24 protein-coding genes, 1 tRNA gene and 1 other RNA gene are annotated in these 21,043 nt (G+C 49.3%); 4 read left to right on the top strand and 22 right to left on the bottom strand.

What is annotated here, in order from left to right; translation table 11 throughout:
* Nucleotides 1–651 (top strand): hypothetical protein (locus tag ABDK92_06080; GenBank protein ID MEN3186190.1); only part of this gene is annotated, 651 nt, incomplete at its 5' end.
* Here ABDK92_06080 and ABDK92_06075 read toward each other — a convergent pair.
* From ABDK92_06075 to ABDK92_06045, 7 genes are all read right to left on the bottom strand, one after another.
* Nucleotides 648–812 (bottom strand): hypothetical protein, encoded by a 165-nt coding sequence (locus tag ABDK92_06075; GenBank protein ID MEN3186189.1) that lies wholly within the window; start codon nt 810–812, stop codon nt 648–650. The genes ABDK92_06080 and ABDK92_06075 overlap by 4 nt on opposite strands.
* Nucleotides 813–828: 16 nt before the next feature.
* Nucleotides 829–2,019, bottom strand: a complete 1,191-nt coding sequence (locus tag ABDK92_06070) for a uroporphyrinogen decarboxylase family protein (GenBank protein ID MEN3186188.1) — start codon at nt 2,017–2,019, stop codon at nt 829–831.
* A gap of 15 nt (nt 2,020–2,034) precedes the next feature.
* Nucleotides 2,035–2,829, bottom strand: a complete 795-nt coding sequence (locus ABDK92_06065) for an SDR family oxidoreductase (protein MEN3186187.1) — start codon at nt 2,827–2,829, stop codon at nt 2,035–2,037.
* A 103-nt stretch (nt 2,830–2,932) separates the two neighbouring features.
* On the bottom strand, nt 2,933–3,937 hold the full coding sequence (locus tag ABDK92_06060; GenBank protein ID MEN3186186.1) for a sugar ABC transporter substrate-binding protein: 1,005 nt from the start codon (nt 3,935–3,937) through the stop codon (nt 2,933–2,935).
* A gap of 76 nt (nt 3,938–4,013) precedes the next feature.
* Nucleotides 4,014–4,931 carry an ABC transporter permease gene (locus ABDK92_06055; protein MEN3186185.1) on the bottom strand — a complete coding sequence of 306 codons (918 nt, stop codon included), beginning with the start codon at nt 4,929–4,931 and terminating at the stop codon, nt 4,014–4,016.
* A gap of 1 nt (nt 4,932) precedes the next feature.
* Complete coding sequence (locus ABDK92_06050) at nt 4,933–6,426, bottom strand: sugar ABC transporter ATP-binding protein (protein MEN3186184.1); 1,494 nt, start codon at nt 6,424–6,426, stop codon at nt 4,933–4,935.
* Complete coding sequence (locus tag ABDK92_06045; GenBank protein MEN3186183.1) at nt 6,426–7,262, bottom strand: sugar phosphate isomerase/epimerase family protein; 837 nt, start codon at nt 7,260–7,262, stop codon at nt 6,426–6,428. The genes ABDK92_06050 and ABDK92_06045 overlap by 1 nt, the downstream gene beginning before the upstream one ends.
* Before the next feature lie 183 nt (nt 7,263–7,445).
* On the opposite strand from ABDK92_06045, the gene ABDK92_06040 reads away from it, so the two are divergent.
* Nucleotides 7,446–8,333, top strand: coding sequence for an AraC family transcriptional regulator (locus ABDK92_06040; protein MEN3186182.1), 888 nt, complete (start codon nt 7,446–7,448; stop codon nt 8,331–8,333).
* Here ABDK92_06040 and ABDK92_06035 read toward each other — a convergent pair.
* The 14 genes from ABDK92_06035 to ABDK92_05970 all read right to left on the bottom strand — a co-directional run bounded on the left by ABDK92_06035 (nt 8,304) and on the right by ABDK92_05970 (nt 18,652).
* On the bottom strand, nt 8,304–9,080 hold the full coding sequence (locus ABDK92_06035; GenBank protein MEN3186181.1) for an ATP-binding cassette domain-containing protein: 777 nt from the start codon (nt 9,078–9,080) through the stop codon (nt 8,304–8,306). The two genes, ABDK92_06040 and ABDK92_06035, sit on opposite strands and share 30 nt — an antisense overlap.
* Before the next feature lie 4 nt (nt 9,081–9,084).
* Nucleotides 9,085–10,155: an ABC transporter permease gene (locus ABDK92_06030; GenBank protein MEN3186180.1), complete on the bottom strand. Its 1,071-nt coding sequence runs from the start codon at nt 10,153–10,155 to the stop codon at nt 9,085–9,087.
* Nucleotides 10,156–10,166: 11 nt separating this feature from the next.
* The gene (locus ABDK92_06025) at nt 10,167–11,240 is read right to left on the bottom strand and encodes an ABC transporter permease (protein MEN3186179.1); all 1,074 of its coding nucleotides are present in this window, start codon (nt 11,238–11,240) and stop codon (nt 10,167–10,169) included.
* A 45-nt stretch (nt 11,241–11,285) separates the two neighbouring features.
* Nucleotides 11,286–12,269: an ABC transporter substrate-binding protein gene (locus tag ABDK92_06020; protein MEN3186178.1), complete on the bottom strand. Its 984-nt coding sequence runs from the start codon at nt 12,267–12,269 to the stop codon at nt 11,286–11,288.
* 157 nt (nt 12,270–12,426) lie between these two features.
* A complete protein-coding gene (rd, locus tag ABDK92_06015; GenBank protein MEN3186177.1) occupies nt 12,427–12,588 on the bottom strand; it encodes a rubredoxin in 162 nt (53 codons plus the stop codon).
* 107 nt (nt 12,589–12,695) lie between these two features.
* Complete coding sequence (locus ABDK92_06010; GenBank protein ID MEN3186176.1) at nt 12,696–13,616, bottom strand: thiamine pyrophosphate-dependent enzyme; 921 nt, start codon at nt 13,614–13,616, stop codon at nt 12,696–12,698.
* Nucleotides 13,617–13,629: 13 nt separating this feature from the next.
* Complete coding sequence (locus ABDK92_06005) at nt 13,630–14,832, bottom strand: transketolase C-terminal domain-containing protein (protein MEN3186175.1); 1,203 nt, start codon at nt 14,830–14,832, stop codon at nt 13,630–13,632.
* A 19-nt stretch (nt 14,833–14,851) separates the two neighbouring features.
* Entirely contained in the window at nt 14,852–15,139 is a 288-nt protein-coding gene (locus ABDK92_06000; protein ID MEN3186174.1) for a 4Fe-4S dicluster domain-containing protein, read from the bottom strand.
* Nucleotides 15,136–15,708: a 2-oxoacid:acceptor oxidoreductase family protein gene (locus ABDK92_05995; protein ID MEN3186173.1), complete on the bottom strand. Its 573-nt coding sequence runs from the start codon at nt 15,706–15,708 to the stop codon at nt 15,136–15,138. Before ABDK92_05995 ends, ABDK92_06000 begins: the two co-directional genes overlap by 4 nt.
* A 2-nt stretch (nt 15,709–15,710) precedes the next feature.
* Nucleotides 15,711–16,322: a recombination mediator RecR gene (gene recR, locus ABDK92_05990; protein ID MEN3186172.1), complete on the bottom strand. Its 612-nt coding sequence runs from the start codon at nt 16,320–16,322 to the stop codon at nt 15,711–15,713.
* A 15-nt stretch (nt 16,323–16,337) separates the two neighbouring features.
* Entirely contained in the window at nt 16,338–16,610 is a 273-nt protein-coding gene (locus tag ABDK92_05985) for a YbaB/EbfC family nucleoid-associated protein (protein ID MEN3186171.1), read from the bottom strand.
* Entirely contained in the window at nt 16,591–18,264 is a 1,674-nt protein-coding gene (gene dnaX / locus ABDK92_05980) for a DNA polymerase III subunit gamma/tau (GenBank protein ID MEN3186170.1), read from the bottom strand. Before dnaX ends, ABDK92_05985 begins: the two co-directional genes overlap by 20 nt.
* A gap of 13 nt (nt 18,265–18,277) precedes the next feature.
* An RNA gene (gene ffs / locus ABDK92_05975) (signal recognition particle sRNA large type) lies at nt 18,278–18,543 on the bottom strand.
* Nucleotides 18,544–18,556: 13 nt separating this feature from the next.
* A tRNA-Ser gene (locus ABDK92_05970) sits at nt 18,557–18,652 on the bottom strand.
* Between the two features lie 135 nt (nt 18,653–18,787).
* On the opposite strand from ABDK92_05970, the gene ABDK92_05965 reads away from it, so the two are divergent.
* A complete protein-coding gene (locus ABDK92_05965; GenBank protein ID MEN3186169.1) occupies nt 18,788–19,459 on the top strand; it encodes a redox-sensing transcriptional repressor Rex in 672 nt (223 codons plus the stop codon).
* Nucleotides 19,414–19,764, top strand: a complete 351-nt coding sequence (locus ABDK92_05960; protein MEN3186168.1) for a NusG domain II-containing protein — start codon at nt 19,414–19,416, stop codon at nt 19,762–19,764. Before ABDK92_05965 ends, ABDK92_05960 begins: the two co-directional genes overlap by 46 nt.
* Here the strand turns inward: ABDK92_05960 and ABDK92_05955 are convergent.
* Nucleotides 19,761–20,984, bottom strand: coding sequence for an ROK family protein (locus tag ABDK92_05955; protein ID MEN3186167.1), 1,224 nt, complete (start codon nt 20,982–20,984; stop codon nt 19,761–19,763). The genes ABDK92_05960 and ABDK92_05955 overlap by 4 nt on opposite strands.
* Nucleotides 20,985–21,043 lie beyond the last annotated feature (59 nt).

Raw genomic sequence — 21,043 nt, 5'->3', positions numbered from 1 at the left:
ATCTTCATGGTCAATCTCCTTCTTGTGCTGGGACACAATCGGCGGCGTATCGTGGAAGTGGGAACCACGTATGCCGTGGCGGTATTTGTCACGTATCTCTTCCTTGGGATCGGAATCTTTGAGGTGTGGCGAAGCCTTTCGGTCTACCAGGTCATTTCCCGAGTGGTCTATGGGGTGATGGCAGGCATTTTGATTGTCCTTGCAGCACTGAGCATCAAGGATGCCTTTTCGTACCGCAAAACAGGAAAAGACACAGAAATGACCTTAGGACTTCCCAAGGGTTGGCGGGTGAAAATCAACCAGTACCTCAAAGAAAGTTTCACCAACCGGGGATTTTTCCTGGCCGCGATCTTGAGCGGCTTTGTCATCTCCATCGTCGAAGCGGGGTGCACCGGCCAAGTGTACCTGCCTACCATCATGTACATCGCTCGGGAAGTTCAAGAGTACCGCTTGCGAGCGCTTGGGTATCTCCTTTTCTACAACGCATTCTTTATCGTACCGCTCATCGTCGTTTTCCTCAGCATCTTCTTCGGTAGCCAATCCAAAGCACTCGTTCAATTCGGTCGCAAGAATGTCTTTGCTTCCAAACTGGCTCTGGCAGGCCTATTTGTGGTGCTCAGCGTTCTCCTTCTTGAGGGTGCAATCGCCTAAAATGAGACCAGACAGTGCCAGATAAAAATATAGCCCAGAAGGTCGATTTCTTCCCAGATTTTCTGCACGAGTTCCGGGCTTCCTAGCAACTCTGGGAGTTCTTTTCGCTTTTCTTCCCAGGGAAAGCACACCCCTGGTTTTCGTATCTCCTTTTCCTCCATGTGGCCTCATCCCCTTTTAATATTGTCCATACTCCCGGGTGGCCTCAGTCAATGCCCTAACATTTTCAATGGAAGCATCATTCTGGATAATGGCTCCAGCATCCATGATATAGCCACCATCCCGAGCTACACCTTCGATGATTGTACGACACATCATCCGCACCTCTTCCGGCTTGCCAAACGTCAAAAGGTCATTCGGAAATCCTCCGCTTAGAGCAAAGCGGTCACCCAAAACTTTCCGCGCCCTAAAGAGGTCCCCCCGATCCACATGGTAAATCACACTTCCTGGAGGAAGTTCCCGAAAGGCTTCCAAGTGTGCATCCCAGTTTCCCTCGGCGTACATGAGGACTTGATGACCATTCTTCCAGAGCTCTTCCAGGATGGGTTTGGTCGTGGGCCAGTAGATATTTTGAAAGTGCTCCATGGAAATGAACGGAACACAGCTGCGGTGCATCCACATGGTGACTGGGAGCTCTTTTTCCGGGTCAGCACTCAAAAGAGCCACTTTCAAGAGGTGTGGCATTAAGGCTTCGCAGGCCTTCTGTACTTTCCGGGGCCGCTCGATGAGATCCCGAGCCAAACCATAGTACCCCCGGAGCTTATCGGCAAGAATATCAAGCGGGGCTTTCAGAATCCCACAGATTGCCGGAACCACTCCCCTTTCCCTTAACGCTTCATTCTGCTTCCCCAGAGCCGTAAAGTAGTCGAGCATGGCCATACCCCCCTTGAGGTAGGCGAGATTGTTACGAAAGGTTACCGGTACTCCCATGGGAACGGCATCTCTGGATACACGCGGAAACCACACGTTAAAGAGATACCCCGTGGGGTCCTCAATGAGGAGGTCATATTCCTCCTCCCGCATAAATGCCCTGTCTTCAGGTGGTTCCAGATACTGGAAACCCACATCGGGCGGTAATTCTACCCCGGGAAAAGCATAATAAGAAAGGTTCATAGCTTGAGGAATTCCAGCAAAGACGTAAACCATATTTCCAACCACGGCATCCCAGTCGAAATCCTCAACACAGCGTAACACCGCTTCAAAGGCTTTTCGATAGTCCTGGGTGACATCCTGGCAGGTGAAACCGGCATATTTGGCGGTGAACTCCGCCACAAAGAGCCGAATGGGAACCATATCCGGTTTTTCGTTCCGCATAGCGGCGAGATAGCGTTTCAAACGAGTCTGGTAGCGTGTTTCTTGAGAGCACACCGAAAAATCCCCCCTCTAAATGACTACTTTGAGCCAGCCACCATCCACGTAATAGGTGGAACCCACACAGTAACTGGCGCAGGGAGAAGCCAGAAACACAAAAAACTTGGCCAGTTCTTCGGGGTGAGCAAAACGACCGATCGGGGCATGTTCTTTTGCAATGCGCTCCAGGTATTCTTCGGGTGTGATTCCCAGATCCTTACTAAGGATACCGGCGGTTTTATACCAGTCGGGAGTGAGAATTAGGCCAGGATTTACACAGTTCACCCGGATATTATAGGAAATCAATTCATTGGCCAGACACTTCGAAAACATGGCAAGGGCCGCCTTGGTCACATTATAAATTGGTTCGTAGTCAAGGGGCTGGCGAGCGCAGATTGAGGCATTATTGATAATCACCCCTCCACCCCGTTTTTGCATGAAGGGCACCACCGCTCTTGACATCCGTACCGCCGCCATCACATGAAGGTCCCAGTAGTACTGCCACCGCTCATCGGTGGCGTCCATAATCTTTTCCGCGCTTCCGGTTCCAGCATTATTGATGAGAATATCCACACCCTGAAAGATCTTGGCCACTGCCCCAATAAACCGCTCAATATCGTCCTTTTTCGTCACATCACAGTCCATACCAAGGGTTTGTACTCCATACTTTTCTGCCAACTCCCCTGCGACCGTTTCTACCCGCTCCTTGTTCCTCGCGCATAGGGCGAGGTGGACACCTTCTCTGGCGAATTCTTCCGCCACCGCTTTTCCGATACCAATACTTCCTCCAGTGATGACCGCCACTTTGTCCTGCAGCTGTAAATCCATAGCGCCCTGTTTCCCCCCTTCCAAAACGACTCCTTACCAGTATACCAGAAACAGCGCGAGTTCCTTCCTCCTCCCGGAAGAATTCTTCCGGGAGGAGGAATTTTCAGGACGCCGGAGGGGGAATCACCGGCTCTGGCAAAGGTAAGGAAAGCCAGGCTTCGATGTCCTTTTCTTCAGCATCCCAACGATAGGCTACGTCTAGATTGTTTTGGTCAATGAGCTGGGTTGGCGCCCAGTAAAAATGGCCTGGTTCGATTTCGCCGTTAATGACCCCAAGGAGAAGTCGCAAAGCCATAACCGAAGCGATAGAGGGTGGATTCGCATTGGTGAGCTGAAGTTTCCCGGCCCTAATCAAATCCAGTCCATAGGGTGCTCCATTTTGCGAGACGATTCGAACCTGCTCCAACTTCCCCAATCGTTCCAAAGCATTCGCTGCACCCACGGCCATGTCTTCGTTCTGGACGAAGAGCCCAGCAAGATCTGGGTGGGCAGTAATGATATTGGTCGCCGCCTCATACGCTTTCTGTCGATTCCATTCTCCAGAAACCTGGGCTACCACTGTGAGATTGGGGTTCTTGGCTAACCCTTCTTTAAACCCTTCACTATACGCCTCGGCATCACCCCGGCCGAGTGTTCCTTCGATAATGGCGACCTTCCCTTTGGTAAGATTTTCTGCCATCCATTCCCCCAGTGGTCGGGCAAATCCCTTAAGGTCGATTTGCATGAACCCGGCTGATTTGGGAAGGAGGTCGGGATGATATCCGTACTGGAAAAATATTGGCACTCCAGCCTTGCTCGCCGTATCCACCGCTGCACGCTCTGAAGAAAGCGATACTGCGTAAATGAGTATCCCATCTACGCCTCGGGCAATGGCATCTTGAACGTTAGCCAGTTCCTGAGCCGGATCAAGGTTTGAGGTGTAAATGATCATCTTCACACCCAGTTTCTTGGCGGCAACTTCAGCAGCTTGCGAACCATACTGATAATACGGTTCTCCTGTAGCACGGATAAAAGCAATTTCTACCGTTTTTTCTTCCGCCCAAACCGCGCCCAGAAAGACTACCCACCCGAATACCACGACCAACAATCCAATCGAAAAGCGCTTCATGTCACTCATCCTCCTTTCAGTATCCATAAGACTTCTCCCATTTATTTTCTTCTTATAGATTCTCTTCCCACCCCCTTTATCGAGACCCCTGGAACATCACTGCCATCACCATGATGGCTCCCAGAACCACGTTCTGGAAATTCGCACTGATGCCCATGAGGTTCAAGCTGTTTGAAACCAGTCCTAAAAGAAAGACCCCAAGGAGCGTTCCCCATACTCCGCCTCGGCCTCCGAAAAGGGGCGTACCACCAATAACCACCGCCGCAATACTTCGCAACTCATATCCTGTTCCCATGGTAGGGAGCGCCGAATCAAGAATCCCGCTGAGAACCAGGGCAGCGATGCCCACAAAAAGCCCATTTATGGCATACAGGGCTATCTTAACCCGCCCCACCCGGATCCCCGAAAGTCGCGAAGCCTCCTGATTGCCTCCGATGGCATAGGCGTACCGTCCCAGGGGTAAATGACGCAGGAAAAAGGAGGTGAACATAAAGAGCACCCCAAAAAGGATGACCGGAAAGGGAATTCTGAGAATACTCCGAATGCCAATCAGTTCATAGAGACCACCCATACCGTTAATAGGGCTCCCCCGGCTGATGACCACAGCAATACCCTGCAGAAAGGTCATCATACCTAAAGTGATGATGAAGGGATGTGCCCGTTCCAGAGAGGTTAAAAAACCGTTAAAAAAACCAAAAAGCGTGGCGACAGAAAGACAAAGAAATATCGCCAGAGGAAGGGAGACACCACGCAAAAGCCCCATTCCGGCAACGTACGCACTCAGGGAGATGAGGCTTCCCACCGAAAGGTCCAGATTTCCCGAAACAAGGAGCACTGTCGCCCCCAAACTGACCATGCCCAGGACCGAAATCTGGAGGAGAATGTTGAGAAAATTCTGTACGCTCAAAAAACGTGGATTCACAACCCCACTAATCAACACAATGGCTACAAGGACAAGAAGAAGGACATTCCTTCCCCGGAGCTCGATCTTCAAGCTATTCACCCCCAAGCATAAGACTGAGTAAGTATTTAGGTGTCACCTGCCACGGTTCGTGAATTTCAGTACTCACCCGGCCGTTACGAAACACAAGGATACGGTCTGCAAGTTTCGCCAGTTCATCAAGGTCTGAAGAGAAAAGGAGGATAGCCTTTTGCATCGCTCGTGCCTCAAGAAGCAGTCTCTGAACCTCCTGACGAGCTTCCACATCGATTCCCTGAGTGGGGTTTTCCAGTAACCAGATGTTGGCATCGGAAAACAAAGCTCGGGCTAAAAGTACCTTCCGCTGGTTTCCACCACTGAGTGTACCCACTTCAGCATGAAGGCGAGGCAGGCGAATATTGAGGGTTTGGACGTATGGTTCCGTAGCACTTTCCTCCTTTTTAAGATGAATCGTACCGTACCGGGTGACCTTGCGAAGTCGCACCAGGGTCACATTTTTTGGATAGGAGAGGGGAAGGACCAATCCTTCTCGCCGCATCTCTTCGGGCATAAAAAACACCCCCTGAGCGACCATACCTGAAGGGGAAGGATATCGGCACGGCATACCTCTCACAAAAATGGTTCCTTGCCGAAGAGGTCGCAGTCCAAAAAAGGTTCTTAGTACCTCCTGGGCTCCTGAACCAGTCACACCAAGGAGTCCCACAATTTCCCCCTCTCGGACGGAAATAGTCACCCTGGAAAAACTTACCCCGTCAGAGAGTTCTTTTCCTTCCAAGATGACGGCTCCAGAGAGTCGCTGAACATGTTTTGTTTCTCCATGCAGAGCATGTCCAGCCATTTTTTCCACCAGGGTTTCCTTATTCAGACTTTCTCGGTCGAAAGTTCCCACACATTTTCCGTTACGAAGAACGGTGATCCGTCGAGCAATGGTTAACACCTCATCAAGATGATGGGAAATATAGAGAATTGTCATCCCATGCTCGATAAGTCGCGCAATAAAGAAAAAGAGCAATTGGACCTGTTCCCCCGAGAGAGCAGCGGTGGGCTCGTCAAGAAGGAGTACTTTGGCGTTCTCCCCTAAAGCTTTGAAAATTGCCACCTCCTGTCTTTTAGCCACAGGAAGATCTTCAACTCTTGCTTTTGGATCAATCGTTACACCGAATTGTCGGAACATTCTCTCGGTTTCGGTAACGATTTTACGAAAGTCAACTCGTCCAAAAGGAGTGCAATATTCACGTCCCAGAAAAATGTTTTCGGCAACCGAGAGTGTCGGTACAAGTTGCTGGTCTTGATAAACGGTGGCAATTCCCAGACGCCGAGCCTGGTAGGGAGTTAATGCTGAAAACGACCTACCTTCGATGGTGATGGTTCCTCCATCAGGCCGAAGCGCTCCAGAAATGATTTTCACCAGCGTTGATTTCCCTGCCCCATTTTCACCCACAAGACCCTGAATTTCCCCTTTCTGGAGGGTCAAATATACCCCATCCAAAGCGACCACTCCCGGGAAAACCTTGGTGACATTTTGAAGAGCAAGAACCGTTTGGGTCATCACTTTACTCTAAAACCCAAGTTTTTTCGCAACTCAAGAAGATGCTGAAGGCTCCGTTTTGCCTGTTCTTCAGTACCACATTCGACGCTCAATGCCCCCTCGTATCCTACCCGAGACAGGATGGTCATTACCCGTTCCCAATCAATCACCCCATCCCCACAAGCAACACCAACGGGAGTGCCATGAACTTTCCCTCGCTCATCAAGCAGTGCCCCACCAATGTCCTTAGCATGGACATGAATCACCCGGTTCGCAACCGCTTCAAGCGCCTTATACGGGTCATGACCACTGATAAAGGAGTTTCCAGTATCAAAATTCACCCGCAATAAGGGTGAATCCACAAGATGCAAAATCCGCTCCAGCGTTTCAGGGTTAGTGGTAAATTCGTTATGGGGCTCAATACCGATGTAAATTCCATACCGTTCCGCGGTTTGCAGTACCACCGTGAGGCTGTACCGCATGATTTGGAACGCCTCTTCATCACTCATCCACCTGGGTTTTAGACCTTCATCAGTATTCACCACCGGTGCCCCAAGCTGATATGCAAAGCGAATGGCACGCCGTAAAAATGGGACCCCCACGTCGGGTCGCATCAGCGGGGCATGAGCCGAAACCCCCGAGAACTTCATTCCAAAAGAAGCTAAAAAATCCCGGTAATAAAAGGCATCCTCGTCCATACTAATGGCATGGTAATACCCAGCTTCGACCAGAAGATCTCGACCATCAAGGAGAATCGGCTCAAATGCTTCATACCCCATCTGGGCGGCTTTTTCCACTGCATACTCAAAGGATTTGTCTGCATGCCTCACAAACTCGCCATTCACTCCAATAATCATACGTACACCTCCCTGTACTGGTCAAAAAGGCTGCACAAAATTATTGCTCAAACTTCTTTAATAACACCTACTTTTCGTGTTGCAATTTACTCATTTTCTGATATTATTTAACAAAAACCTCAGAAGATTTGACAACACTATTTTCGCTTTTTTTGTTGTCAAAAAAGAAAGGAACCGGAATAGATGTCACTCGAATCATTCTCGTTGAGTAATCAGCGGAAAAGTCAGTACGCGGTAATCATCGAACCACCATACTCCCCTTGTTGGCGAGCGCTTCCCCATCATCATGTGCTTCACGAACTGGGGTTGGTGAAATCGGGAAGGTGTACCATCTTACTCCATTCCAGGGAAGAATTGTTCGAGGAAAATGAGGTGTTCTTCTTCCCTTCAGGTATCGCCCACGGGTTTCAGGCTGATTCTAATTTTGGGGTTCAGTTTGTAGTGATTCAATTCGCCTTTCTCCCTCCTGATCTTTTACGGGTCCTCACTAATGCTTCCCCAATCGGCCACTTCAGGCTTTTCCCCTTAGAAGCGAGTATTTTCTTAGACCTTGCCCACCGGATTCAGTGGGAGTGTGCTGGAAACCTTGCTTGGGGTGAACTCCAGTGTCAGGCACTCCTGCAAGAACTCATCGTCCTCCTTCTGCGCAGCCACGAACGGGGTTCACTTCCTTATCTGAATCCTGAACAAAAAGCAACCATCGAGCGAACGCTTGATATTTTTCGGGAAAGGGCGTACGAAAAAGTCAAAATCGCGCAGATTGCCCGTGAAGTCGGCCTCTCCCCCCAGCACTTTCGGGACCTCTTCCGTCGTTACGTGGGAGTAAGCCCCAAAGCGTACCTCACCGCTCTGAGACTGCAACGGAGTAAATGCATGCTCCTCCACGCCGAGTACAGCGTCACTGACATCGCCTTGAAACTGGGATTTGCCAACGTCCAGCAATTTTCCAAAACCTTTCGCCGAAATACTGGTATGAATCCCGCTGAATGGCGTAGGATGCATTTCTTCCAGGAAAGGGACGTCTCAAAACCTCGAAAACCATTATCCCCTTCCCCGGGTCTCCTGGACTAATTCAGCACCAACCATGAGACTCACGATTTCGTCAGGATTCGTTTCTTTGGTCAGGCGCTCCCCAACCTTTTCCCCACGGCGAAGCACCACCAAACGATGTGCCACCTGAAAAACGTCATAGAGTTGATGGCTGATGATAATGATGGAAACACCCTGCTCGCTTAAGGTGCGGACAAGATTGAGTACTTTTCTCTGTTCAGCCACCCCCAGCGCAGCAGTAGGTTCATCCATGATGAGGAGTTTGGCATTCCAGTAAATGGAGCGGGAAATGGCCACAGATTGCCTCTGCCCACCGGAGAGGTTTTTGATTTTATTCTTGAGCGATGGGATTTCAATACCCAGACGATGGAGAACTTTTTTCGACTCCTGGAGCATGTAATCATGGTCGAGAACCGGGATGAGCCCTAGAGCTTTTCTGAGTTTTTCTCTCCCTAAAAAAATATTGGAATAGACATTCAAATTTTCAGCCAGAGCCAGATCCTGGTAAATAGTTTCAATACCCAATCTGAGTGCTTCCATGGGGTTTGCGATCTTAACCTCTTTTCCATCAAAGAAGATTTCTCCCTCATCAGCCCGGTGCACCCCGGAAACAATCTTAATCAGCGTCGACTTCCCCGCACCATTATCACCCAGAAGTCCAACCACCTCCCCAGGGTATACCTCCATACTTACCCGGTTCAGGGCCACCAGACCTCCAAACCGCTTGACGATATCCCGAACTGCCAAAAGTGGTTTGCGATCGTTCATCTTTTTACTCTCCCTTTTTCACCATTTCCGGGAAGAACTGGTCAATGAGCACCGCAAGCACCAGAATAATTCCCACATAGACATACTTATTATGGGTTGGTAATCCCAGGTTAACCATCCCGGTTTCTAGAACTCCAATTACCAGAGTCCCAATGATTGAGCCAATCATACTCCCAGTTCCTCCATAGAGACTGGCTCCACCAATGACCACCGCCACTACCGAATCCAGCATCCTGGCTGAACCAGCATCGGCTCGACCAGTAACAAAGCGCAGGGTATACATCACCCCCGATAACGCGGCAAAGAAAGAGGAAATCATGTAAACCCGGATGAGATCCCGATCCACAGGAATGCCCGCTCTGCGCGCTGCATCGATGTTCCCACCAATGGCATAGACGTGCTGGCCAAACTGGGTACGGGAGAGGATGAAGGCAAAGACGAGAACCGCGACAACGGAAAAAAGAAACACGTTGGGAAAAAGAGCCAAAAGAGCCCGGATTTCAGCCCGACTAATGCCCTCCGGTGGGGCAAAAAAGCTAAAGCCTCGTCCCGGAAGATAGTAAAGGATATAACCATTGCCAATGAATCCAACCAACGACGGCAACCCAGCAATGGGAACGTTATTACAGAGAATTTCAGAAAGCCCATACGCAATGCCGTACATGCCAAAGGTGGCGATAAAGGGAGGAACCTTGAGCTTAGCCACCAGCACTCCGTTTAAAAGCCCGGGTAAAAGTCCCAAAAGGAGTGTCCCGGCTATGCTGATGATAAGAGAAAGAAGCGGTGATACCCCCACCGCCTGAAGAGCAACGATAATCTTGGCGTTGATGACGCAAAAAAGCCCCATCACAAATCCCACCGAGAGGTCAATCCCCCCGGTGATGATGACAAACGTCTCTCCAGCAGCAAGAAGCATGATGGTGGTGGAAGCGACCAGGATATTCTGGAAATTTTTTGCGCTGAAGAACCCAATCCCAGTAAGACTGAAAATGACCGCTTCGGCAAGGAGAAAAATAAAAATCCAGCTCTTTCCCAAAAGGTACAGACGCTCTTGACCCTTTTCAGACAAAACCATTACTCCACCCCTCACTCATACACGACTTCCGGGAAGGTCTGGTCAATAACCACTGCAAAGACGAGAATCGTTCCCACGGCGATATAGCGGTAAAACGGTAAAATCCCACTCATGAGGAAACCAATCTCTAAAAGCGCCAGCACGAAAACCCCCAACGTGGTTCCCCAGATGCTTCCTTTCCCTCCCATGAGGCTTGCTCCACCAATGACCACCGCAGCGATGGCAAACAGTTCAAGGCTGGCCGAAAACTGGGTGTGAGTTCCAATGGAGAAAATCAGGGTAGACATCACCCCCGATAACGCGGCAAAGAAAGAGGAAATCATGTAAACCCGGATGAGATCCCGATCCACAGGAATGCCCGCTCTGCGCGCTGCATCGATGTTCCCACCAATGGCATAGACGTGCTGGCCAAACTGGGTACGGGAGAGGATGAAGGCAAAGACTGAAAGGAGTACCGCTACCACCACAATGGAATACGGAACAATACCAATGAGGTTCCGCATTTCCCCTTCCACAATATCAGGATGCCTTTCAAAAAATGATACCCCCCTGCCAGGGAGAAAATAGGCAAAAAACCCGTTCCCAATTTGGCCCACTTCTGGAGGAAGAAAGGTAATTGGGAAACCTTTGGAAAAGCGAAGCGCAAAGCCATTGGCCACCCCATACATTCCTAAAGTGGCGATAAAAGGAGGAACCCTGAATCGTGCCACCAGAATTCCATTGATGAGTCCTGGTAAAAGACCCAGCGCCAAACCAACCACAATCCCCAGTGGAATACAGAAGGAAGGCGAATACCCTTGAGCATAGAGGTCGCGCATGATAATCGCTGAAATAACTGAAATGAGACCCCGCACAAATCCCACCGAGAGGTCAATCCCCCCGGTGATGATGACAAACGTCTCTCCAGCAGCAAGAAGAAGCGCCGGAGAAGAGGTGAGGAGGACATTATTGAGCGTTTTCGGAGAGAAAAACCCCCTTCCAGTAAGGCTAAAAAGGACTACGAGAACAACGAGGAACAGCGTAACCCAGTTGCGGCCAACCTGAATCGCAACCCTTTGCCCAAAGCTTAAACGATTGTTCTCCATCGTTTCTTCGTTGTGTGGGGAGGGGCATATGCCCCTCCCCACTTGTCAGTCTGCTCGATAGATATACTGCTGCGACTCTGGGTCATCGACGTTATCCCTGGTGAAGAAGAAGAAACGAGGAACCATTCTCTTCGGAATTTCCTTCCCTTCCACAAAGTACTGATAAGCTGCCTCAACCGCCAGAGTTCCAATCTCATAGGGTTTCTGTGCTAGAACCAGGTCCACTTTCCCTTCTCTCAGGGCCTTGATCAGGTCCTCGGTGGCATCCCAGGAAGCAATCTTTACAGCTCCAGTGAGACCGGCATTTACCACGGCCTGATAAGCACCCTGGGCACTATAGAGGTTGGTACCGAAAACTCCCACAATATCGGGATTTGCCTGTAAAGCTGCTGCAACCTGTTGTTGGGCCTTTTCCTGCACATCGAGATTGTATTCCACACCCACAATTTCAATGTCAGGATATTCTGACATTCCTTTTTTGAATCCTTCTACTCGTTCCACCACGCTCGATACATCGGGGTTGGTGGTTTCAATAAAGACTTTACCTTTCTTCCCAATCATTTCTGCCAGATGATGAGCGACCTCCACACCACCCTGGAAGTTGTCCGTTCCAATAAAGGTAAGCGGGAAGGAGTACTCACTGGGTTTGGAGTAATCACCATCACCAATATAGGTATCCACAGTAATGATTTCGATACCACTATCATGAATTCTCTTGAGTGGAGCAATAAGCGCCTCTTTGGAAGTTGGACCGGTAATAATGACATCAATGTCTCCCCGAGCCGCAACCGCTTCCAAAATTGGCACCTGGATTTCTGGACCCCAAGCCTTGGGGTATTCAGATACGAAGAGCTCAAGACCCAACTCTTTCGCTTTGTCAGCGATACCTTTTCCAATCATGTAGTAGAATGGGTCATCAATCGCCGGACACCAAGCAATTTTTGGTTTTTTACCCTGAGCCAGAGCAAAACCTCCCAGAAGGCCAACCATCAAAATTAAAACCAGAGAAACAATAACCAATTTCTTCATTGCTTCAAACCCCCCCTCTCAAAAATGTGATCAATTCTTTACCAAAACGAAACATCAATCCAAAATCCCCTTTCCATCTCTCACCCCCTTTTTTCAGTCTATCATCGGTCCCTCAAGCTTGTCAACGAACAATAATTCCCGGAATGACCTCCCTCCTTCAGGACTGTTTTTCAAACTGGTCCTTGCTCGCTCCGCAGACCGGACAAATCCAGTCGGGAGGCAACGCTTCAAAGGGGGTTCCCGGTGCAACACCAGCATCGGGATCTCCCTTTTCCGGGTCATAGACATATCCACAAATCAGACACACGTACTTATCCATCCTGCACCTCCCCCTCGAAAATTTCTATAAACAACAACCACCATCAGGAACGAAAATTCCAGAGAAGACTTGATGATACACACTTCCCCGGAATTTTCGTTACGTGCTTATGCCTCACAGCGCTTGAGAAGGAGCTCCCACTCTTTATCAACGTAAGCCTGGATTTCCTCCACAAGATGGCGATTCTCCGGCGTGAAAAGGTGCTTGAATCTTCCCTGGGCTTTGAGCCACTCTTCAACCGGTTTCTTTTCTTTCGGTTTATAGGTAAGGCGATATTTACCGTTTTCCACCTCATACATGGGCCAGATACAGCATTCACTGGCCAGCTGCATGATTTTCAGGGTTTCATTGGGTAGATGTCGCCAACCCCGATTGCAGGAAGCCAAAACATTGATAAACGAAGGACCATTGGTATGAAAAGCCTTCTCGGCCTTACTAGTTAGATCCCTCCAGTTCCAGGGTGCCGATTGAGCCACATAGGGAACACCATGCGCAACCACAATCTCCGTCAGATTCTTCCGCCACTGAAGCTTTCCAGGTTGAGCTTCACCATCGGGACTGGTAGTGGTCCAGGCACCCAGGGGTGTGGCGCTGGAACGCTGAATACCAGTATTCATATAGGCCTCGTTATTGTAGCAAACATAGAGAAAACGATGCCCACGTTCCAAAGCCCCGGAGAGGGATTGCAACCCGATATCGTAGGTTCCACCGTCTCCTCCAAAAGCCACAAAATAGACTTCTTCGGTAATTTCTCCTTTTTTTCTTTTCGCCCGGTACATACTTTCCACCCCGGAAATGGTTGCCGCTACGTTCTCAAAGGCATTGTGAATCCAGGGGATATCCCAGGCAGTGTAAGGAAAAATAGAAGTCGAGACCTCCAAACATCCAGTGGCATTCGCCGCTACAACCGGTTTATCGGCTGCCATCAAAATCAAACGCACAGCAATCGGGGCACCACAACCGGCACAGAGCCGGTGTCCCGGGGTGAGCATTTCCTTTCTCTTGGCCAATTCTTTTAGACTGGGCATGTTTTCGCCTCCCTTACTCTCGCAAACCCAGATATCCAATGTGCTCTTCAACTTTGCCCTTTTGCACCAGGTTTTCAATCTGATTTAGAGCTTTGACAATATCTTCTGGGTAGATGTCCCGTCCACCCAGACCATAGAAGAAATCAATCACAAGCGGGCGCGACGGTGCGTCGTACAACGCAGAACGAATCTCAGTAAAGACCGGTCCCCCAAAGCCACCAAAGGAAACCGAACGGTCCAGAACCGCAACACCTCGTAGCGGCACCAAGGCTTTGATGATTTCTTCTTTGGGGAATGGGCGGAAACACCGTATTTTCAAGAGTCCAACCTTTTCTCCTTTTTCCCTCAAGGCATTTACTGCCTCTTTGGCCGTTCCGCAAGTGGACCCTAGAGCAACCACGGCATATTCAGCGTCATCGAGCCTGTACGACTCAAGAAGTCCGTAGTTTCGCCCCGAGATTTCTCCAAATTCTTCGCCTACCTTTTTAATAATGGGGAAAGAGTGATCAATTGCTTCAATCTGAGAACGTTTGTGTTCAAAGTAATAATCAAAAAGGTCTAAAGGGCCATAGGTTACAGGGTGCGAAAGATCAAGGAGTGGATGCACCGGTTTATAGGATCCAACAAAGTTCTGCACCAATTCATCGTCCAGGATTTCCACTCTTTCTACCGCGTGGCTGATGATGAATCCATCCTGCATTACCATTACCGGGAGGCGAACATTCAGGTCTTCGGCAATCTTCACCGCTTGGATGATGTTATCATACGCTTCCTGGGCATTCTCGGAGAAAAGCTGGATCCATCCCGCGTCACGGGCTCCCATGGTATCAGAATGGTCACAATGGATGTTAATGTTTCCGGAGAGAGCACGGTTCGTGACCATCATCACGATGGGTAAACGCATGCTGGCGGCAATGTATAGGACTTCCCACATTAGCGCAAGGCCATTGGCCGCGGTTGCAGTCATGACCCGGCCCCCCGCCGCAGCTGCACCGATACAGGCACTCATGGCGCTGTGTTCACTCTCCACTGTTACAAACTCAGTCTTCACCAGCCCTGCACTGACGTACTCCGCGAAACGTTCCACACAATCGGTTTGGGGAGTAATGGGGTAGGCAGCCACCACATCCGGATTAATTTGCTTCATGGCATAGGCCACTGCCGCGTTCCCATTGAGACCCATGGTTCTCGTTTTGAAGTTGATGACTTTGGCCATCTTCGTACCGTCCTTTCTTCTACCTTTCCGGAATCATGTCAATGGCCTTGGAAGGGCAAACACTCGCACAGATACCACAGCCTTTGCAGTGGTCATAATCAAAGCCAACCATGACCCCTTTATCCGCATCAACCTTAACCGAACCATCAGGACAGTATGCCCAGCAGAAAAAGCAATTGATACACTTTTCCTTGTTCACTTGAGGCCTTTCGGTTCTCCAGTCACCAGTTTTGTAATCCCGAGCATTGCCTGATTCGGTAATGATTCCACCAGGAACGAGTTCTTTCCAACCCTTGAGTTTACTCATCCTACCTGCGCCTCCTCGTGAGCTCTCTTGAGACAGGTCAGATTTTTTTCAATGACTTCCGATCTTAATTTCTCTCCAAACTGGGAACGTACCGCTTCAAGAACCGTTTCCATCTTCACCTGGTTAAAAACTCGACACAGCGTCCCAAGCATCGGCGTATTCAAAACTACTCTTCCCAGAACTTCTCGGGCAATCTTTGACGCATCCACTGTAACTACTGTACCGGTCTGGAAACCCAACAATTCTCGCAATTTTACCGGAGAATTGGGGAAATTAGCCACCACGATGCCATCCACCCCCAGACCTTCCAGAACATCAACCGCTCCAAAAAGGGTAGGATCAACCACCACCACAATCTCGGGATTCGTAACCCCACAGTGAATGTTGATGGGCTTTTCACTCACCCGATTGTATGCCTTTACTGGAGCACCCATCCTTTCTGGTCCATACTCAGGGAAAGCCTGAAAGTACTTTCCCTCCCGAAGAAGGGCATCGGCCAGAATCCTCGATGCCGTCACCACACCCTGGCCACCACGACCATGCCACCGAATTTCCAACGGTTTTTCCAAGATTAAAAGACCTCCTTCCTCAGCTCTCGTCGTCCTTCTAAAGCCTGTGAGAGGGTAATTTCGTCAGCAAACTCCAGGTCACCACCTGAAGGCAAACCTCGGGCAATGAGTGTAATTTTCAACGGGGAACTGCGCAACTTTTCAGCCAAAAAAAGCGCCGTCGCTTCTCCGTCCACGGAAGGGTTAATCGCTAAAATCACCTCCCTTACCCCACCCTGTGTCACTCTCTGCAAGAGTTCTCTGATTCGTAAATCATCCGGCCCAACTCCCGCCAGGGGTGAGAGCACTCCCTGCAAAACATGATATGTACCCCTAAAACCTGCTTTTTCCAGAGCAATGATATCCTGAGGCCTTTCCACCACACAGATCATACCTCGGTCTCGCTCTTCATCCTTACAGATGGTGCATATTTCTCCCTCACTATAAAATCCACAGATAGAACAAAAGCCAATGCGCTGGATTCCCTGCAAGGAAGTAATAAGCTCCTCGAGTTCTCCTCCCTTCGACTTCGCAAGGTAAAAAGCCAGACGCTGGGCGGTCTTGGGACCAATGCCCGGAAGCCTTGAAAAAGCAAAAATAAGCCGCCCCAGCGCTTCGGGATACACCTCTTTCAATTTTCGCTCACCCTTCTAAAACAAACCCGGAATATCAAATCCACCGGTGATTCTGGCTAACTCCTCCTGAGCCAGAGCCCTCGATTTCTGCAACGCCTCATTGACTGCCAAAAGAACCAGGTCCTGAAGCATCTCGATATCGTCTTCTTTCAGGAGTTCGGGTTCAATGGTAATACCAAGGACTTCCTGTTGTCCATTGCATACCACCCGAACCATTCCTCCACCACTCTGGGCCTCGACGGTCTTCATCTTCAAATCTTCCTGAACCTTAGCCATTTTCGCCTGCATCTTCTGGGCTTCCTTCATCAGGTTTTTCCAGTTCTGCATTTTCCCATTCACCCCTCATTTCTTCGCTCACGGAATAGTTTACCACGATTCCAGCAAACAAGTCAGTGATTTCAAGAAGGAGTGGCTTATCCTCCTTCTTAGTCTTTCTGGTTTTTTTATTCCCTTCGAAAGAAGACGACAGAACAGAGGGAGCAACCCAGGATGTTACTGGTCCATCAGCCACCGTGCATTCAATCTCACAAGGTTCTCCAGTGACTTTTTTCAACAGTTCTCCAAGCAGGAGCAAATTCTCTTTTCGCTCCACACTCTCCTTATGGAACTGGCAATGCGGGGCAAAAACGAGTCTCCAGGTCGAAGAATTTTTTTGTACCTCTGCAGCCTGGAGGAAGGCATAGAGAGAAATCTTCGCTCTCTTAACCTCTTCCAAAACCCGCAGCCACACATCATCCTGTGGTTCTCCGTTGAAAGGAGGGGAAACCTCAAGCGCTTTGGTCACACAGTCAACCGAGGCAACTGTGGACTCCATCCCTGCGAAAGAATTGAAAGAACCCATCATCTCAGCAATCTTCAACACCCCAATTTCAAGAACAATTCGGGGTTGCAGGGAACGACGTGAGTGCATCTCCACGTTCTGGAGCTCTTCAAGGACTGCCCGGAGAGAATCCACCTTGCAGAAGGTAAGGAGTGCACTGAGCCGAGCTTTTCGTTCTTCTGGAATATCCATGATGGGGTGGTTCCGCAGCGCTGAAACCACGACCAGATCCCGAAAGAACCGGAGCAAACTCTTCACAATATCCTCAGGACTCAACCCCCGCTCAATCCATTGATGGAGGAGACACAAAACCTCACCCCGAGACCCTTTTTGGGCAATTTCCAGAAACCGGGATAATTCTTCCTCATCAACCTCTCGCAAGATCTGCGAAGCTAAAGGAAGCGTAACGTGTTTCTCACCCCAGGAAAAAAGTTGTTCTAAAAACACTTCAGCGTCTCGTAAAGACCCTTCCGCCTTGCGAGCCACAAGATGAAGAACATCGTCCTCAATCCTTACTCCCTCTTCTTGAGCCATTTTCCAGAGTTGCTCAACGATGAGCCGGTGAGGAATGGGGTTAAACAGAAATCGCACACAGCGAGAAACGATGGTTTCGGGAATTCGGTGGGCATCGGTGGTTGCTAGAATGAAAATCACGTGCTGGGGTGGTTCTTCTAAGGTTTTTAACAGGGCATTGAAAGCTTCATTGGTAAGCATGTGCACTTCATCGATGATATACACTTTGAAACGGGATTCGAGTGGGGCATATTTGGTTTTTTCGCGAAGTTCTCTGATTTCCTCAATTCCCCGGTGCGAAGCAGCGTCAATTTCTAAAACATCGAGAGAATTCCCCTGCCGGATGGCAAGGCAATTCGCACATGTTCCACAAGGAGTAGGAGTAATTCCTTCCTTACAATTCACCGCCATAGAGAGAATTCGAGCAGTGGTAGTTTTACCCACTCCCCGGGGACCAGAGAAAAGGTAGGCATGGGTTATTTTTCCCTCGCGAAGAGAGTTGGAGAGGATTTGAACCACAATTTCCTGCCCCACCACATCCTCAAAACGGTACGGCCTCCACTTCCGATATAACGAGAGGTATGACAAACCGTTCACCTCAAAACACACAAATTGCCCCTAACCGTGCGCCGATGCTCGATACCTTCCTTCCAGCCGTGTCAGAAGAGCAAAACTCCAGCCAGGCACCCTCACGGCACCCGAAGAGCCCTGCGTACCGTTGCTTCCTTCCGGACCTGGCGGGGTTAGCAAGGATTCGTCGCGTAAGACCCGACCTTCAACGCCTCCTCTTTCTAACCAACACTGAAAGAAAGAACCTCACATCGGATTTCGACCCTGCTATAGCGGATTGCAGGTCCAGGGCACCGCTAACTCCCCGTCTAAGCACGATTAGAGGCAAACCTGGCGGAGAGGGTGGGATTCGAACCCACGAGACAGGTTTGTGACCTGTCTACCCGCTCTCCAGGCGGGCGCCTTCGTCCAGCTCAGCCACCTCTCCCTCTTCTTCTTTCCAGGATAATTATAAGAAGAAGGGCTATCTTTTACAAGCGAAAATTTTTCCGAAAAGACATGAAGTGTGCTTGATAACTCTGGCAAAAGTGTTACAATACTTTTCACAGAGGGAGGGAAAAGCATGAAGAATATTCCCCCAAAAAGTGCACAAAGGTTAATCCGTTGTTATCATCTTGCCCATGAGTCTTGGACCTCTGAGAAGTTTTATCTTACCAGCAGAGCCATTGCTTCCCTCTTAGGGGTCGATGAGACCCAGGTACGAAAAGATATGGCACTCATCGAAATCGAAGGAGTGCCCAAAAAGGGCTATCCTGTGAATATGATGATCAAAAAACTCAAGATGCTTTTTGGAATCCACAAAGAACGCTGGGCAGTTCTTGTTGGGGTAGGAAACTTAGGTAAAGCACTCATCAATTATCCTGGTTTTTTCCGTTATGGGGTTCGAATCGGCTGTGCCTTTGAGAAGAATCCGGGAAAACACTGGACTCAGGTTGGTGGAGTCACCGTATATCCGGTAGAAAAGATAAAAGAAATGGCCAGGACCCTGAAGGCTGAGATCGGGATTATCGCCATTCCGCCTCAGGAAGCTCAAGGAGCAGCCATGCAACTTGTTGAAGCAGGCATCCGGGGTATATGGAACTTCTCCCCAACTCTTCTTCAGCTTCCCCCGGGAGTGGTGGTACGTAACGAATGCTTAGAAACGGGCCTGGTAACCCTCCTTTATGATTTAGAAAGAGACAAAAACCCATGTACTTTCTGCGCCGGAACGATATCTTCCCCCTCATCGCCATAGGGGTCGTTTTTGGGTTCCTTCTGGTATTCAAATATTTTCCCATCCAGGAGGATTCCTCATCGTACACAATCCTCATTGAAAGCTTGGAAGGGAAAAGGAAACTCACTATCACACCAAATTTAGAAGAGACACTTCATCTTAAGGGTCCCCTAGGAAAAACCACGGTGATGATCAAAAACGGGAAAACCTGGGTGGCCTTTTCGCCCTGCCCAGACAAAACCTGTATGAAAATGGGTAAAATACCCGATAATACGGACTTCATTGCCTGCGTGCCCAATAAAGTCCTAATTCGAATGATGCACTAAAATCTCCCTAAATCTCCAGCAATAAAGTGATCGAGTACAATGGTTGCCGACCCGAGGAGGGTTACATCATTCCCCCACTTCGAATAATGGATTTGTGGTGTCACATACTCCCGATAAAGGAGGCGTTCTTCCACCACCTGTTTGACCGAACTTTCGATGAATTCCTGAGCCAGTGAAGCTTGACCTCCAATAACCACCATTTCTGGATCATAAAGGTTAATCAAGTGCACAACCCCAATCCCAATATACTGACCCAACTGCTGCAGGAGCTGCAAGGACGTTGCATCCCCGCTTCGTGCTCCTTCTAAAAGATGATGAAATTCGAGTCTCCCTTCTTTTTCCAGAATAGCTTTCAAGTACCCATTTCCTCCGAACCAGGCAATCTCTCTGGCCTTTTCCACAATGTTATCAGTGCTACAGTACATCTCCAAACAACCATAGTTCCCACAGACACAGCGAGGACCAAAGATGTTGATACTGGTATGTCCGACCTCTCCCCCTTTCCGGTTTACCCCCTCGTAAATCTTTCCTTCCACCAATACTCCAGTTCCCACTCCTTCGCCCACCATAAAATAAACCATGTTTTCTGCTTCCCTGGCTTGTCCACTCCAGGTTTCATGCAAACACGCTGCGTGAGCATCATTCATCATAAAAATGGGAAGGTCATATTCAAAAAGGTACTTTCGCAAATCCAGGTTCCGGTAACGCAAAAAAGTAGGGTGGGCGAGAATGGTACAGGACTCTGTATCAACCGGTCCAGGAACGCTCACCCCAATTCCCAGAATAAGACTCAGGGACTGGGTGGCGAATTCCAGAACATGAATGAACTCCTTCTGGAGTTCGAGGAGAGCCAAATCCGTGTTCTCAAGGAGACTATAGTGCGAATCCCTACGGAAAAGGATATTAGGACCCAGATCAGTCAACGCAATGGAAAAACCTCGTCGGGTAAAATGAATGGCCACGATGTAAAAGGCCTGGTCGTTAACGGCAAGCAAAATGGGCTTTCGTCCTGTCGGGGTATCGGAAACACCAACCTCTTTGAGGAGATTGACCGAGAGAAGGTCATTCACGATGTTGGTAATGGTCGGTTGCGTCAGCCCAGTAATCCGAGCCAGGTCAATGCGCGACATGAGACCCTTTTTTTTGAGAAGTCTCAAAACCAAAGAACGATTTTTGACCTTTACATCAAAGAGGTTATCTCCCATCCATTGATTTCCCATGCTTTTATTATATGCCTTTCAAATCAAGGTGACAACGTTCTTTCCAAGTTTGACTTTTG

The sequence above is a fragment of the Atribacterota bacterium genome (assembly GCA_039638595.1).
GTDB lineage: Bacteria > Atribacterota > Atribacteria > Atribacterales > Caldatribacteriaceae > Profundicultor > Profundicultor thermophilus.
This window is presented reverse-complemented; position numbering and strand designations above follow the sequence as displayed.

Coding starts and splice junctions, on each gene's coding strand:
- ABDK92_06075 (MEN3186189.1), bottom strand. CDS start 812: ATGGAGGAAAAGGAGATACGAAAACCAGGGGTGTGCTTTCCCTGGGAA.
- ABDK92_06000 (MEN3186174.1), bottom strand. CDS start 15,139: ATGAGTAAACTCAAGGGTTGGAAAGAACTCGTTCCTGGTGGAATCATT.
- ABDK92_06040 (MEN3186182.1), top strand. CDS start 7,446: ATGTCACTCGAATCATTCTCGTTGAGTAATCAGCGGAAAAGTCAGTAC.
- ABDK92_06065 (MEN3186187.1), bottom strand. CDS start 2,829: ATGGATTTACAGCTGCAGGACAAAGTGGCGGTCATCACTGGAGGAAGT.
- ABDK92_06060 (MEN3186186.1), bottom strand. CDS start 3,937: ATGAAGCGCTTTTCGATTGGATTGTTGGTCGTGGTATTCGGGTGGGTA.
- ABDK92_06050 (MEN3186184.1), bottom strand. CDS start 6,426: ATGACCCAAACGGTTCTTGCTCTTCAAAATGTCACCAAGGTTTTCCCG.
- ABDK92_06030 (MEN3186180.1), bottom strand. CDS start 10,155: ATGGTTTTGTCTGAAAAGGGTCAAGAGCGTCTGTACCTTTTGGGAAAG.
- ABDK92_06045 (MEN3186183.1), bottom strand. CDS start 7,262: ATGATTATTGGAGTGAATGGCGAGTTTGTGAGGCATGCAGACAAATCC.
- ABDK92_05965 (MEN3186169.1), top strand. CDS start 18,788: ATGAAGAATATTCCCCCAAAAAGTGCACAAAGGTTAATCCGTTGTTAT.
- ABDK92_06035 (MEN3186181.1), bottom strand. CDS start 9,080: ATGAACGATCGCAAACCACTTTTGGCAGTTCGGGATATCGTCAAGCGG.
- ABDK92_06020 (MEN3186178.1), bottom strand. CDS start 12,269: ATGAAGAAATTGGTTATTGTTTCTCTGGTTTTAATTTTGATGGTTGGC.
- ABDK92_06025 (MEN3186179.1), bottom strand. CDS start 11,240: ATGGAGAACAATCGTTTAAGCTTTGGGCAAAGGGTTGCGATTCAGGTT.
- ABDK92_05960 (MEN3186168.1), top strand. CDS start 19,414: ATGTACTTTCTGCGCCGGAACGATATCTTCCCCCTCATCGCCATAGGG.
- ABDK92_05955 (MEN3186167.1), bottom strand. CDS start 20,984: ATGGGAAATCAATGGATGGGAGATAACCTCTTTGATGTAAAGGTCAAA.
- ABDK92_06010 (MEN3186176.1), bottom strand. CDS start 13,616: ATGCCCAGTCTAAAAGAATTGGCCAAGAGAAAGGAAATGCTCACCCCG.
- rd (MEN3186177.1), bottom strand. CDS start 12,588: ATGGATAAGTACGTGTGTCTGATTTGTGGATATGTCTATGACCCGGAA.
- ABDK92_05985 (MEN3186171.1), bottom strand. CDS start 16,610: ATGCAGGCGAAAATGGCTAAGGTTCAGGAAGATTTGAAGATGAAGACC.
- ABDK92_06005 (MEN3186175.1), bottom strand. CDS start 14,832: ATGGCCAAAGTCATCAACTTCAAAACGAGAACCATGGGTCTCAATGGG.